Annotated in this window: 17 protein-coding genes and 4 pseudogenes; 16 read left to right on the top strand and 5 right to left on the bottom strand. The window is 46.4% G+C overall.

Annotated elements, in window-relative coordinates:
- Window positions 1-278: 278 nt before the first annotated feature.
- Window positions 279-473 (top strand): heavy-metal-associated domain-containing protein, encoded by a 195-nt coding sequence (locus tag FTV42_RS13405; RefSeq protein ID WP_004733233.1) that lies wholly within the window; start codon window positions 279-281, stop codon window positions 471-473.
- 65 nt (window positions 474-538) lie between these two features.
- Here FTV42_RS13405 and FTV42_RS13400 read toward each other — a convergent pair.
- Window positions 539-745: pseudogene (locus FTV42_RS13400) on the bottom strand (IS1 family transposase); the annotation flags it as partial.
- A gap of 175 nt (window positions 746-920) precedes the next feature.
- Between FTV42_RS13400 and FTV42_RS17845 the strand changes: the two are divergent.
- Window positions 921-1,022 (top strand): annotated as a pseudogene (locus FTV42_RS17845) (TetR family transcriptional regulator); the annotation flags it as partial.
- A 76-nt stretch (window positions 1,023-1,098) separates the two neighbouring features.
- Here FTV42_RS17845 and FTV42_RS13395 read toward each other — a convergent pair.
- The 3 genes and pseudogenes from FTV42_RS13395 to FTV42_RS13390 form a co-directional block, all read right to left on the bottom strand.
- On the bottom strand, window positions 1,099-1,713 hold the full coding sequence (locus FTV42_RS13395) for a thiol:disulfide interchange protein DsbA/DsbL (protein ID WP_180039037.1): 615 nt from the start codon (window positions 1,711-1,713) through the stop codon (window positions 1,099-1,101).
- Between the two features lie 177 nt (window positions 1,714-1,890).
- A pseudogene (locus FTV42_RS17840) lies at window positions 1,891-2,012 on the bottom strand (cation transporter); the annotation flags it as partial.
- A 557-nt stretch (window positions 2,013-2,569) separates the two neighbouring features.
- Window positions 2,570-3,037, bottom strand: a pseudogene (locus tag FTV42_RS13390) (recombinase family protein); the annotation flags it as partial.
- A gap of 65 nt (window positions 3,038-3,102) precedes the next feature.
- Here FTV42_RS13390 and FTV42_RS13385 point away from each other — a divergent pair.
- Window positions 3,103-3,807 carry an IS6-like element IS1007 family transposase gene (locus FTV42_RS13385; RefSeq protein ID WP_001067793.1) on the top strand — a complete coding sequence of 235 codons (705 nt, stop codon included), beginning with the start codon at window positions 3,103-3,105 and terminating at the stop codon, window positions 3,805-3,807.
- A 122-nt stretch (window positions 3,808-3,929) separates the two neighbouring features.
- Here the strand turns inward: FTV42_RS13385 and merR are convergent, their stop codons facing one another.
- Window positions 3,930-4,385: an Hg(II)-responsive transcriptional regulator gene (merR, locus tag FTV42_RS13380; RefSeq protein WP_180039036.1), complete on the bottom strand. Its 456-nt coding sequence runs from the start codon at window positions 4,383-4,385 to the stop codon at window positions 3,930-3,932.
- A gap of 71 nt (window positions 4,386-4,456) precedes the next feature.
- Here merR and merT point away from each other — a divergent pair, with 71 nt between their 5' ends.
- From merT to FTV42_RS13315, 13 genes are all read left to right on the top strand, one after another.
- Window positions 4,457-4,807, top strand: coding sequence for a mercuric ion transporter MerT (gene merT, locus FTV42_RS13375; RefSeq protein ID WP_001294659.1), 351 nt, complete (start codon window positions 4,457-4,459; stop codon window positions 4,805-4,807).
- A 13-nt stretch (window positions 4,808-4,820) separates the two neighbouring features.
- A complete protein-coding gene (gene merP, locus FTV42_RS13370; protein WP_004178136.1) occupies window positions 4,821-5,096 on the top strand; it encodes a mercury resistance system periplasmic binding protein MerP in 276 nt (91 codons plus the stop codon).
- 27 nt (window positions 5,097-5,123) lie between these two features.
- A complete protein-coding gene (merC, locus tag FTV42_RS13365) occupies window positions 5,124-5,549 on the top strand; it encodes an organomercurial transporter MerC (RefSeq protein WP_180039035.1) in 426 nt (141 codons plus the stop codon).
- A gap of 38 nt (window positions 5,550-5,587) precedes the next feature.
- Window positions 5,588-7,273: a mercury(II) reductase gene (merA, locus tag FTV42_RS13360; protein WP_004644736.1), complete on the top strand. Its 1,686-nt coding sequence runs from the start codon at window positions 5,588-5,590 to the stop codon at window positions 7,271-7,273.
- Window positions 7,274-7,290: 17 nt separating this feature from the next.
- The gene (merD, locus tag FTV42_RS13355) at window positions 7,291-7,656 is read left to right on the top strand and encodes a mercury resistance co-regulator MerD (protein WP_001277463.1); all 366 of its coding nucleotides are present in this window, start codon (window positions 7,291-7,293) and stop codon (window positions 7,654-7,656) included.
- Window positions 7,653-7,889, top strand: coding sequence for a broad-spectrum mercury transporter MerE (merE, locus tag FTV42_RS13350; protein WP_001087807.1), 237 nt, complete (start codon window positions 7,653-7,655; stop codon window positions 7,887-7,889). Before merD ends, merE begins: the two co-directional genes overlap by 4 nt.
- A 65-nt stretch (window positions 7,890-7,954) precedes the next feature.
- Window positions 7,955-8,167, top strand: a complete 213-nt coding sequence (locus FTV42_RS13345; protein WP_000993245.1) for a DUF3330 domain-containing protein — start codon at window positions 7,955-7,957, stop codon at window positions 8,165-8,167.
- Window positions 8,168-8,346: 179 nt separating this feature from the next.
- Window positions 8,347-8,775: an arsenate reductase (glutaredoxin) gene (gene arsC, locus FTV42_RS13340; protein WP_004733243.1), complete on the top strand. Its 429-nt coding sequence runs from the start codon at window positions 8,347-8,349 to the stop codon at window positions 8,773-8,775.
- 44 nt (window positions 8,776-8,819) lie between these two features.
- The gene (locus tag FTV42_RS13335; protein WP_004644742.1) at window positions 8,820-9,143 is read left to right on the top strand and encodes a metalloregulator ArsR/SmtB family transcription factor; all 324 of its coding nucleotides are present in this window, start codon (window positions 8,820-8,822) and stop codon (window positions 9,141-9,143) included.
- A gap of 4 nt (window positions 9,144-9,147) precedes the next feature.
- Complete coding sequence (locus tag FTV42_RS13330; RefSeq protein ID WP_004781073.1) at window positions 9,148-9,621, top strand: arsenate reductase ArsC; 474 nt, start codon at window positions 9,148-9,150, stop codon at window positions 9,619-9,621.
- 5 nt (window positions 9,622-9,626) lie between these two features.
- A complete protein-coding gene (gene arsB / locus FTV42_RS13325; RefSeq protein WP_004644740.1) occupies window positions 9,627-10,667 on the top strand; it encodes an ACR3 family arsenite efflux transporter in 1,041 nt (346 codons plus the stop codon).
- Between the two features lie 4 nt (window positions 10,668-10,671).
- Entirely contained in the window at window positions 10,672-11,376 is a 705-nt protein-coding gene (gene arsH, locus FTV42_RS13320) for an arsenical resistance protein ArsH (RefSeq protein WP_004644739.1), read from the top strand.
- Between the two features lie 167 nt (window positions 11,377-11,543).
- On the top strand, window positions 11,544-12,632 hold the full coding sequence (locus FTV42_RS13315; protein ID WP_180039034.1) for an ArsO family NAD(P)H-dependent flavin-containing monooxygenase: 1,089 nt from the start codon (window positions 11,544-11,546) through the stop codon (window positions 12,630-12,632).
- The last annotated feature ends 153 nt before the right edge of the window (window positions 12,633-12,785 follow it).

Raw genomic sequence — 12,785 nt, 5'->3', positions numbered from 1 at the left:
CAGTTCACTACCATTGATTGAAATAACTAATCTTATAAATTTCAGAGTGATCGTAGATGACAAAAATGTCATTTTAAAGTCACATTAATGTTGGTTAAGTACTTTTACTGTAGTCATTAGAACACTCTTCTTTGGAATACTCTGAAGAAAACTGTAAGGTTATAAACAGACCAAGTTACAGCGAGTAACTGATTCAGAAAAAGGCTGGTTGTATGGTGAAAGTTTAGAGTTACTGTTCTAATGTTTTAAACAAATGTTTTGTTAAAAAGGAGCAACATATGAAATTTCACATCGCTAATATGACTTGTGGTGGTTGTGCACGCGGCATTACTACCGCAATTAAAGAGCTCGACTCGAATGCCTCACTCGATATTGATTTACAAAACCGTATCGTTGAAATCAACACAACAGTGAGTCAGGATAAAGTCATTGCAACTCTCAGTGAGCGTGGATTTACAGCTGATCCTGCTTAATCTCTGTTAGAGTAACAGTGGGAATTCCTTACCACTTTGGTGGTGTTTCAAAAAGTATGCTAGCGTTAAACAAATCCGTTATTAAGGTAAAAGAAAGTCAAATCAAAGGCTTTAAAATGATTTTCGAGCTTTTTAGAAAAGTTGCAACTTCTCCTAAATCCACGCCTGATTCGATGACGAATTCTACAATTGTTACCTTCAATACCGACGGTAAAAAACTTACCGATCACTTGCTTGCAACATTGAAATGCTGTGATAAAACTATCCCAATATTGTTACTTAGACAGGTAGGACATTTGATTTGTAGCGTTATTTTCATACCTCTATTTTATCAAAAGCCATATTGTTTTTTTCAGCATACTTTTTGAAACACCACCTTTGTTTGTTTTAGAGCGTCGGGGCGCCTCGGCAATTCTGCGTGTTGAAATAGAAAGGAAAATTCATTACTTTAAAGCGCAAAGCGTGTTGCAGATGCAGCTCTTATTCCGAGGAATTTTACACTGGTATCGCCCGCCGATAGAAACACCAGATCCGGCAGTCAGGACGTAAATAACCATTCCTCCAGTTTAAATAAAAAAACCTGCAGATTCGATGCAGGTTTTTTTTAGAGATAATCAATCGCGTCTTATTTGGCTTTACGCTCTTTCTCGATCAGGTAATTCACCACCTGAATGACTTTGGCATCATTACCCTGCACAATATATTTACCATTCACGGTCACTGCCGGAACACCACTTAACTGATACTGAGCAGCCAGATTTTTGGCTTGGGCAATTTTCGAAGTGATCGGGAAAGATTTATAAGTGCTGTTAAATTTCGCTTCAGGAATACCATAGCGGGTATAGAACTTGGCCAATTGCGCCTGTTCTAAAATTGGACGTTGCTTATCATGAATATCATGGAATAATTGTAAATGTGCTTTTTGACGCACACCCAATGCTTCAGACACATAATAAGCACGCGCTGCCTGCTCCCAGAGTGGATTCATTGCAGCCGGCGTACGTACAAAACGTACATCTTTTGGTAATTTTTTAAACCAGCCCTGCATATGTGGTTCAAGCGAGAAACAGTGACCACAGCCGTACCAGAAGAATTCACGTACCTCAATTCTGCCCGGTTTTTCGACTTTGACTGGTTTTGCAACCACCTGATAGTCCTGACCTGCCACAAAATTGGCCATAGCATTGCCTGAAAAGGCCAAAACAGATGCGGCAACAGCTCCTAAAAGGAATTTTTTCATTGGGATTATCGTCCTCTAAATCATTATGCTTAGTGTATGGGTTCACTATAAATCAATTATGCCGGTTCCGTTTTCATGCTGCGAACTTTTGTGCTATCAGAACCGCTACATTAAAGTATGCGACTGATTTTAAGTCAGTTAATATGGCCATTCGACCGCTATGTGTTTTTAGATAATCACAAAAGTTAAACTTTGAGTAATAAAAACGGTTATAATTTCTACGATTAAAACGTAGTGGTCAAACCTACAGTAAATATTAGCTTCTTACTATTCTCTTCAGTAACAGCCGCGTGGCTATGATAATTGCTGGAATTTACAACATAGAACTGAGCAAAAAATGATTTATGAAAGGTTTATTAAATTAAATAAATTATTTATATAGTTAAAATTCACCTGATAAATCACTTTTTAATTTAAATTACTATGTTAATTATTTGTTAATTATTTCTAAATTTTTCTCTAAGAAACGGAGTCCCCCATCAGCAAAACTACTGGTTGAAAAAACTATAGTAAAAATAACTAAAATAATCTTCATGTACATATTATTGAATCTAATCATATCTTGGACCAAAAAAATCTTTACTTATAATAATGAGTAAATATATACATCCGAATGACGACAAAATTACAAACTTGTAATTTTGTTAAGGTTTGTTCTCAAAAAAATAAATTAATACTATTTTAAAAAAGATAAATCGTTGCTGAAAAAGCTAGATTGCAATCGAGTTAATTAATTATAAATCAAAAACTTATATTGTATAAAATTAGTAACTCTTTGCTTTCTGCACTTATTATTTAATCAACGTTTCACGATTTTCATAAGCTAAACTAAATATAGTCGCCAATTTCAATTGAGTTATTTCCCGGCTTTTAAATACCGATATACCGCTTGGCGACTAATTCCAAATACCTGGCCTAATGCCATTTTTGAAGGGTACTTCCCTTCCTTCCAGTCTTGTCGCAAAGCTTCAGCCTGATCAGGTTTCAATTTATGTACCCGGCCTTTGTACTTCCCTTGAGAAGAGGCAAGTTTAATTCCTTCCTTTTGCCGCTCTAAAATGATCTCACGTTCAAACTGTGCAAAAGCACCCATCAGTTGCAGCATCAAATTATCCATCGGGGTGGATTGGGCCGTAAAAGTAATATTTTCTTTTACAAACTGGATGGCAATCCCTCGTTTGACCAGTTTATCCACTTCAGTCACCAAATCTTTTAAGCTTCGCGCAAAACGATCCATGGAATGTACTATCATCCGGTCTCCTTCCCGGACATAATTCAACATTTCCTGAAATTTCGGTCGGTCGGTATTTTTACCTGAAGCACGGTGGCACTGTTGCAAATAGGCTGACATGATAAGCTAAATATCTTATTTATTTCGAGATACAGCAGATGAATCCCTTCCACGGTCGGCACTTTCAAGGTGAAATCATTCTTTGGGCTGTTCGTTGGTATTGTAAATATGGCATCAGCTATCGTGAACTTCAGGAAATGCTCGCTGAACGTGGAGTGAATGTTGATCACACCACAATTTATCGCTGGGTTCAGCGTTATGCTCCAGAAATGGAAAAACGTTTACGTTGGTATTGGCGTAATCCTACAGATCGACATTTATGGCATCTGGATGAAACTTACGTAAAAGTGAATGGCAAATGGGCATATCTATACCGTGCAGTTGACCAACGTGGCCATACTCTTGATTTCTATCTTTCTGCTAGACGAAATACCCATTCAGCTTATTGTTTTCTTGGTAAGATTTTGAATCATGTCAAAAAATGGCAGATTCCACGAGTCATAAACACTGATAAGGCTCATACCTATGGCCGTGCTTTGTCGCGACTAAAACAGGAAGGAAAGTGTCCTGAAGACCTGGACCATCGACAGATTAAATACAAGAATAACGTGATTGAATGTGATCATGGCAAGCTCAAACGGATCATCAAGGCTACGTTGGGATTCAAGTCTATGAAAACGGCTTATGCCACAATTAAAGGAATTGAGGTTATGCGTGCTCTACGCAAAGGACAAGCTTCATTATTTTATAACGGTAATATTCTAGGAGAAGTTTGGCTAGTAAATAGAGTTTTCGGTCTCTAAGCTTTTTTGAAGGGAAAATCATTGACTCAGATCCCTATTTGCAACAGTGCCGTCAAAACTGCAAGTATGCAGTCTTGACCAGGCATCTAGGGGTCGTCTCAGAATTCGGAAAATAAAGCACGCTAAGGCGTAGTCACCCCGTGACTCCCCCGCGCCGATGCAGCGAGCTTCGTTCCGTCTTGCAGTGACGCAATCAGCGGGCAGGAAACGTTCCCTTTCCGCGCATGGCAGGCGCACACCAGTTCAGACAGCACGGCCTCCATGCGTGCCAAGTCGGCCATCTTCTCGCGCACATCCTTGAGCTTGTGCTCGGCCAGGCCGCTGGCTTCCTCGCAATGGGTGCCATCCTCCAGCCGCAGTAGCTCGGCGATTTCGTCCAGGCTAAAGCCCAGCCGCTGGGCCGATTTCACGAACCGCACTCGTGTTACATCCGCCTCGCCATAGCGGCGAATGCTGCCATAGGGCTTGTCTGGCTCCGGCAGCAGGCCCTTGCGCTGGTAGAACCGGATGGTCTCCACATTGACCCCGGCCGTCTTGGCAAAAACGCCAATGGTCAGATTCTCAAAATTAATTTGCATATCGCTTGACTCCGTACATAACTACGGAAGTAAGCTTAAGCTATCCAAACCAAATTTGAAAGGACAAGCGTATGTCTGAACCACAAAACGGGCGCGGCGCGCTCTTCGCCGGTGGGCTGGCCGCCATTCTTGCGTCGGCCTGCTGCCTGGGGCCGCTGGTTTTGATCGCCTTGGGGTTCAGCGGGGCATGGATCGGCAACCTGACGGTATTGGAGCCGTATCGGCCGATCTTCATCGGCGCGGCGCTGGTTGCACTGTTCTTTGCCTGGCGGCGCATCGTCCGACCGACCGCAGCCTGCAAGCCGGGCGAGGTGTGCGCGATTCCGCAAGTGCGCACCACCTACAAGCTCATTTTCTGGTTCGTCGCCGTGTTGGTCTTGGTCGCGCTTGGTTTTCCCTACGTCATGCCATTTTTCTACTAATCAGGAGTTCATCATGAAAAAGCTGTTTGCCTCCCTCGCTCTCGCCGCTTTCGTTGCCCCCGTGTTCGCCGCCACTCAGACCGTCACGCTGTCCGTGCCTGGCATGACCTGCGCCTCTTGCCCGATCACTGTCAAGCACGCGCTTTCCAAGGTTGAGGGCGTGAGCAAGACCGACGTAAGTTTCGACAAGCGCCAGGCCGTCGTCACCTTCGACGATGCCAAGACCAACGTCCAGAAGTTGACCAAGGCGACCGAGGACGCGGGCTATCCGTCCAGCCTCAAACGCTGATCCGTTAACCGAACTCGGGAGCGACACATGGGACTCATCACGCGCATCGCTGGCAAAACCGGCGCGCTCGGCAGCGTCGTTTCCGCGATGGGCTGCGCCGCCTGTTTTCCTGCCATCGTCAGCTTTGGCGCGGCCATCGGACTGGGCTTCTTGAGCCAGTACGAGGGGCTATTCATTGGCATCCTGCTGCCGATGTTCGCCGGCATCACGTTACTCGCCAATGCTATCGCTTGGCTCAATCATCGACAGTGGCGACGCACGGCGCTCGGCACGATAGGCCCGATCTTGGTGCTGGCAGCGGTGTTTTTAATGCGGGCTTACGGCTGGCAGAGCGGTGGACTGCTCTATGTCGGCCTGGCCTTGATGGTTGGGGTGTCGGTCTGGGATTTCATCTCGCCAGCACATCGCCGCTGCGGGCCGGACAGCTGTGAATTGCCAGAACAACGTGGCTGACGGCAACAGCCGTAGCCACCACAGAAAAGGAAAAATACATGACCACCCTGAAAATCACCGGGATGACCTGCGACTCGTGCGCGGCTCACGTCAAGGAAGCCTTGGAGAAAGTGCCCGGCGTGCAATCGGCGCTGGTGTCCTATCCGAAGGGCACAGCGCAACTCGCCATTGAGGCGGGCACGTCATCGGATGCGCTGACTACCGCCGTGGCCGGACTGGGCTACGAGGCAACGCTTGCCGATGCGCCACCGACGGACAACCGCGCCGGCCTGCTCGACAAGATGCGCGGCTGGATAGGGGCCGCTGATAAGCCCAGTGGCAACGAACGCCCGTTGCAGGTCGTCGTCATTGGTAGCGGTGGCGCGGCAATGGCGGCAGCACTGAAGGCCGTCGAGCAAGGCGCGCACGTCTCGCTGATCGAGCGCGGCACCATCGGCGGCACCTGCGTCAACGTCGGCTGCGTGCCGTCCAAGATCATGATTCGCGCCGCCCACATCGCCCATTTACGTCGGGAAAGTCCGTTCGACGGCGGTATCGCGGCGACTGTGCCTGCGATTGACCGCAGCAAACTACTGGCCCAGCAGCAGGCGCGCGTCGAAGAACTGCGCCATGCCAAGTACGAAGGCATTCTGGACGGCAACCCGGCCATCACCGTTGTACATGGTGAGGCGCGTTTCAAGGATGAGCAGAGCCTGGTCGTCCGTTTAAACGATGGTGGCGAGCGCGTGGTAGCTTTCGACCGCTGCTTAGTCGCCACGGGTGCCAGCCCGGCCGTGCCGCCGATTCCGGGCCTGAAAGAGTCACCCTACTGGACTTCGACCGAGGCCCTGGTCAGCGACACCCTTCCCGAACGCCTAGCCGTGATCGGCTCGTCGGTGGTCGCGCTGGAACTGGCGCAAGCCTTCGCCCGGCTGGGCAGCCAGGTCACGATCCTAGCTCGCAACACGCTGTTCTTCCGCGACGACCCGGCCATCGGCGAGGCCGTTACAGCCGCGTTCCGTGCCGAAGGGATCAAGGTATTGGAACACACGCAAGCCAGCCAGGTCGCGCATGTGGACGGCGAATTCGTGCTGACCACCGGGTACGGTGAAATACGCGCCGACCAGCTGCTGGTCGCCACTGGCAGGGCACCGAACACGCGCAGCCTGGCATTGGAAGCGGCGGGAGTCGCTGCCAATGCGCAGGGGGCCATCGTCATCGACAAGGGCATGCGCACCAGTACGCCACACATTTATGCGGCTGGCGACTGCACCGACCAGCCTCAGTTCGTCTATGTGGCGGCAGCGGCCGGCACCCGTGCTGCGATCAACATGACTGGCGGCGATGCGGCCCTGGACCTGACCGCAATGCCGGCCGTGGTATTCACCGACCCGCAGGTCGCCACCGTGGGCTACAGCGAGGCGGAAGCACATCACGACGGGATCGAGACCGACAGTCGCACCTTGACCTTGGACAACGTGCCGCGTGCGCTTGCCAACTTCGACACACGCGGCTTCATCAAGCTGGTCATCGAGGAAGGTAGCGGACGGCTCATCGGCGTGCAAGCGGTGGCCCCGGAAGCGGGTGAACTGATCCAGACGGCGGTGCTCGCCATTCGCAACCGTATGACCGTGCAGGAACTGGCCGACCAATTGTTCCCCTACCTGACCATGGTCGAAGGGCTGAAGCTCGCGGCGCAGACCTTCAGCAAGGACGTGAAGCAGCTTTCGTGCTGCGCCGGATGAGGAAAAGGAGGTGTTCAATGAGCGCCTACACAGTGTCCCGGCTGGCCCTTGATGCCGGGGTGAGCGTGCATATCGTGCGCGACTACCTGCTGCGCGGATTGCTACGGCCGGTCGCGTGCACCACGGGCGGCTACGGCTTGTTCGATGACACCGCGTTGCAACGGCTGCGCTTTGTACGGGCTGCCTTCGAAGCGGGTATCGGCCTGGACGCACTGGCGCGGCTGTGCCGGGCGCTGGATGCTGCGGACGGTGACGGTGCGTCTGCGCAGCTTGCCGTGTTGCGGCAACTCGTCGAGCGTCGGCGCGAGGCCCTGGCCAGCCTCGAAATGCAACTGGCCGCCATGCCAACCGAACCGGCACAGCACGCGGAGAGTCTGCCATGAACAGCCCAGAGCACTTGCCGTCTGAGACGCACAAACCGATCACCGGCTACTTGTGGGGCGCGCTGGCCGTGCTCACCTGTCCCTGCCATTTGCCGATTCTCGCCATTGTGCTAGCCGGCACGACGGCCGGCGCGTTCATCGGGGAGCACTGGGGTATTGCAGCCCTCACGCTGACCGGCTTGTTTGTCCTGTCTGTGACGCGGCTGCTGCGGGCCTTCAAGGGAAGATCATGACCGCTTCCCAGCCAGCCGAGAGTGGGCAGCTTTGAGCTTCGCTACCAATCTGGAGGAGTACCACCATGAACGCAAACGCCCCGAACACTGCCAGTTGCACCACCTGCTGCGTATGCTGCAAAGAAATTCCGCTCGATGCCGCCTTCACCCCGGAAGGCGCGGAATACGTCGAACATTTCTGCGGGCTGGATTGCTATGAACGCTTCCAGGCACGCGCCAAGGCCGCGACAGAATCTGACATTGCGCCTGTCCCTGGCGGTTCGCAGCCGTCAGATTGAAGCATACTCTAAATTTACATATTTAAATAACGAGTTTTTTCTCACTCATAAGAATTTGCAAGAATATATATACATTTATTGACATTAAGTAATTTAAATAAAATCAATATACGTATTTACATATATGTGGAAATACGTATATAAGTATATCTGAGTTTCTAATAGCAGTGTTAGTCAAAATGTTCTCGACCATAAAGATTTATCACAATCCTGAGTGTGGTACATCAAGGAATACCTTAGCTTTAATTCAAAATGCAGGAATTGAACCAATCGTTATTGAATATCTAATTACCCCACCTTCGAAAGCAGAATTAATTGAACTTATTCGTAGTGCTGGTTTAAGTGTTAGAGAAGCAATTCGTAAAAATGTACCTCCATATTCTGATTTAGAAATTGTTCGGGAAGATTGGTCTGATGAACAGCTTTTAAATTTTATGCTTCAACATCCTATTTTGATTAACCGCCCATTCGTTGTTACGGATTTAGGTACACGTTTGTGTCGTCCTTCTGAAGTTGTTTTGGATATTCTCCCGTTTCCTCAGAAAGGCGCATTTAGCAAAGAAGATGGTGAAAAAATTATTGATGAAAATGGCCAAAGAATTAAATAGTACTTTCTCATCTCTTGAATGGAAAGAATGTGAAGGAGATTTATATGGATCAAGTTAATTTTTTTAAATGCTTATCAGATGAAACACGTCTCAATATAGTGACATTAATTGTTGAAAATAAAGAACTATGTGTATGTGATTTGACTGAAAAACTACAACTCAGTCAACCGAAAATTTCAAGACATTTAGCCCTTTTACGTGCTTCAGGGCTACTTCAAGATCGCAGACAAGGCCAATGGGTTTACTACAGTATCAATCCAAAATTGGCCAACTGGTGTTATGAAATTTTAGATATTTTGAAGACGGTTCAATCTCAATCAAAGCTGGATGATCAACACCCCCTTTCTGTAAATAGTTATTGTGAGTAATTCAATGAAATTTTTATTTTTATGTACTGGAAATAGCTGCCGTAGCATTTTGTCTGAAGTTTTGTTTAATAGCCGAGCACCAGAAGGTTGGAAAGCCTATAGCGCTGGGAGTAAGCCTTCAGGTCAAGTTCACCCGCTAACTTTAGAAACCCTTGAAAACTTAGGATTATCTACCGAAGGTTTATGGAGTAAAACGATTAATGATTGTGAACAATATCAACCTGATGTTGTGATCACAGTATGTGATTCTGCTGCTCAAGAAGCATGTCCACTTTATTTGGGTGGAGCAATCAAGGCACATTGGGGCTTGGCTGATCCTTCACACTTAGACGTGAATAAAGAAGAAAAAATGAAAGCCTTTATGAGCACTGTTGAACATATCAATCGTCGCTTAGATGCTTTATTTAAACTTAATGTAGATAAACTATCTCGCTCAGAATTGATTGCAGCAATTAATCAAATTTCGAACGTTGAGTAAGTGAAATGTCTGAAAAACGCTTATCTTTTTTAGATCGCAACCTGACGCTATGGATTTTTATTGCCATGGCCTTAGGCATTGCCATCGGAAACTTCTTTCCTCAGGCTTCTGTCGCACTCGATAAATTAAGCATTGATTCAGTGAATATTCCAATCGCGATTGGTCTTATTCTAATGATGTATCCACCACTGGCAAAAGTGAACTATGCGACTTTGCCACAAGTGTTTAAGGATAAGAAAACCCTTACTTTGTCCTTAGTACAAAACTGGCTGATCGCGCCAGTACTCATGTTTGCCCTGGCAATCATATTTTTACATAGTTATCCAGAATATATGACCGGTGTCATCCTGATTGGTCTTGCTCGATGTATTGCCATGGTTCTGGTGTGGAATGGCTTGGCCTGTGGTGATAATCAATATGTTGCAGCATTAGTTGCCTTTAACAGCATCTTCCAGATTCTATTTTTCAGTACCTATGCCTGGTTATTCCTGACCTTCCTTCCACCCTATTTTGGTGTCGCTTCGCAGGTCATTAATGTCGATTTCTGGACCATCACCCATGCTGTTCTGGTTTATCTTGGTATTCCGTTCTTATTAGGTTTCTTAACGCGATGGATTTTGGTGAAACAGAAAGGCGTGGAATGGTATGAAACCAAGTTCATTCCGAAAATCAGTCCGCTGAGTTTAATGGCTTTGCTGTTCACCATTCTGGCCATGTTTAGCCTAAAAGGCGGTGATGTCGTGAGTCTTCCGCTTGAAGTTTTACGCATCGCGATTCCTTTAACCATTTACTTCGTTTTAATGTTCTTCATCAGCTTCTTTATGAGTAAATGGATGGGCAATGACTATCCTAAGACCACAGCAATTGCATTTACCGCAGCGGGGAATAATTTTGAATTATCACTTGCAGTAGCGATTGCAACTTTTGGTATCGCTTCGCCTGTTGCTTTTACCACGATTATTGGCCCACTGGTCGAAGTTCCTGTGTTGATTGCCTTGGTGAGTGTTTCACTCTGGCTGAGAAAGAAAGTTTTTAAAGAGGCCTAACTCTATGAATCTCCCAAATGTAGATCTAAATCTTCTTGAGCAACCCACCTTTGAAAAAGTTCAAGCCAAAGAACTTGCTCATCCTCCGCGAATTTTGCTGCTGTATGGCTCTAATCGAGAACGTTCTTACAGTCGCCTTGCAGTTCTTGAAGCCGGTCGAATCCTTGAGCATTTTGGGGCGGAAATAAAAATCTTTCATCCTAAAGGGCTTCCTTTACCAGAAGATGCGGATACTGAGCATCCAAAAGTAAAAGAACTGCATGAGCTTTTAGCATGGTCAGAAGGCATGGTCTGGTGTTCACCTGAACGCCATGGTTCTATGAGTTCAATCTTTAAATCTCAAATCGACTGGATTCCACTGGCAGGAGGGGCAATCCGTGCTACCCAAGGTAAAACTCTTGCCTTGATGCAAGTCAGTGGCGGATCACAGTCATTTAACAGCCTGAACCAGATGCGTATTTTGGGGCGGTGGATGCGGATGATCACCATTCCAAATCAGTCTTCAGTTCCAAAAGCTTTTTTGGAGTTTGAAGAAGATGGACGAATGAAACCTTCGGCTTTCTATGACCGGATTGTGGATGTGATGGAAGAGTTATTTAAGTTCACCCTACTGACTCGTGGACAAAGCAAATACCTGACAGATCGTTATTCTGAACGCAAGGAATCGGCTGAAGAGTTGTCCAAGCGTGTAAATCAGCGCAGTTTATAAATGCTGGATGGTATTAAATACTGCGCCTCATTGCCAGGTCAGTAACACTTTTATGCTGTACCGATGAAGTGCTGTTAAAGGTACAATGAATATTGTAAAAACCCAGTCTTCATGATTGGGTTTTTACATTAAAGAAGTCAGAGATAAATAAGGAAAAGGTGAAGGCTTTGAACCAGAAACAGACTGAAACTGATGTGATCATTATCGGTGGTGGGCAGGCCGCTTTATCTACCGCTTATTTTTCAAAGCGCAAGAAAATCCCATTCATTATATTGGATGAGCAAAATCAAGCGGGGGGTGCCTGGCTGCATACCTGGGAGTCATTGCGTCTTTTTTCTCCTAATACCTGGAGTTCTCTATCCGGTTGGATGATGCCCATCACTGAACAGACCTATCCAACACGAAATGAGGTGATCCAGTATTTATCGGCTTATGAACAGAGATATCAATTTTCGATTGTTCGTCCAGTACATGTCGATCGTGTGGAATCGAAGGGAAAGTATTTAGACGTATATGCTGGAGAAAAGTTTTGGCGAGCCAAGGTGGTGGTCAGTGCAACAGGGACATGGCGCCAGCCGTTTATTCCTGATTATCCGGGACAGGAAAACTTTCAAGGCACGCAGTTACATTCAGCCCATTACCTGAATGCAGATTCATTTAAAGATAAGAAAGTCATCGTGGTGGGTGGGGGGAATTCGGGCGCGCAAATACTCGCTGAGGTTTCACAAGTTGCTGAAACCATTTGGGTCACAAAAACTCCGCCTCAATTTTTACCTGATGATGTCGATGGTCGAGTACTGTTTTTAAGAGCAACTGAGCGTTTAAAAGTACAACAAGAAGGAAGAAAAGTTGACCAGCCAATAGGTGGCCTAGGTGATATTGTGATGATCGATAGTGTCAAAGAGGCAAGGAATAGAGGAGTCTTACATAGCCGTCCACCTTTTCAATCTTTAGCTACAGATGCAGTTATTTGGCCAGATGGAAAAAAAGAGAAAATTGATGTGATTATTTGGTGTACTGGATTTAAGGCTTCATTAAATCATCTAAAAAGTATAGATATAGTAGAGCGAGATAACTTTGTAGAAGTTCAAAATGGAAGGTCTATTAAGTTACCTAACTTGTGGTTAGTTGGATATGGAGATTGGACAGGTATGGCATCTGCAACATTAATTGGCGTTTCTAGAACAGCGAGAGCTACAGTAGATGAGATCTTCACTTATCTACAAGAAATTAATACTAAAAAATTTTCAGAATAATTATCCATATCGAGTATAAGAATTTTCTCTGTACACGACAAAAATAGATAACTCATTGAAATAATGTCACAATAATTGTTTTCTAACGACGAATACTATGACACATCTCAATGAGTTATATCTTATCTTAAACAAATCTCTAAAATGGAACAA

Origin of the sequence: Acinetobacter sp. YH16052, from assembly GCF_013417155.1 — a bacterium.
In the GTDB taxonomy this organism is placed as follows: domain Bacteria; phylum Pseudomonadota; class Gammaproteobacteria; order Pseudomonadales; family Moraxellaceae; genus Acinetobacter.
This window is presented reverse-complemented; position numbering and strand designations above follow the sequence as displayed.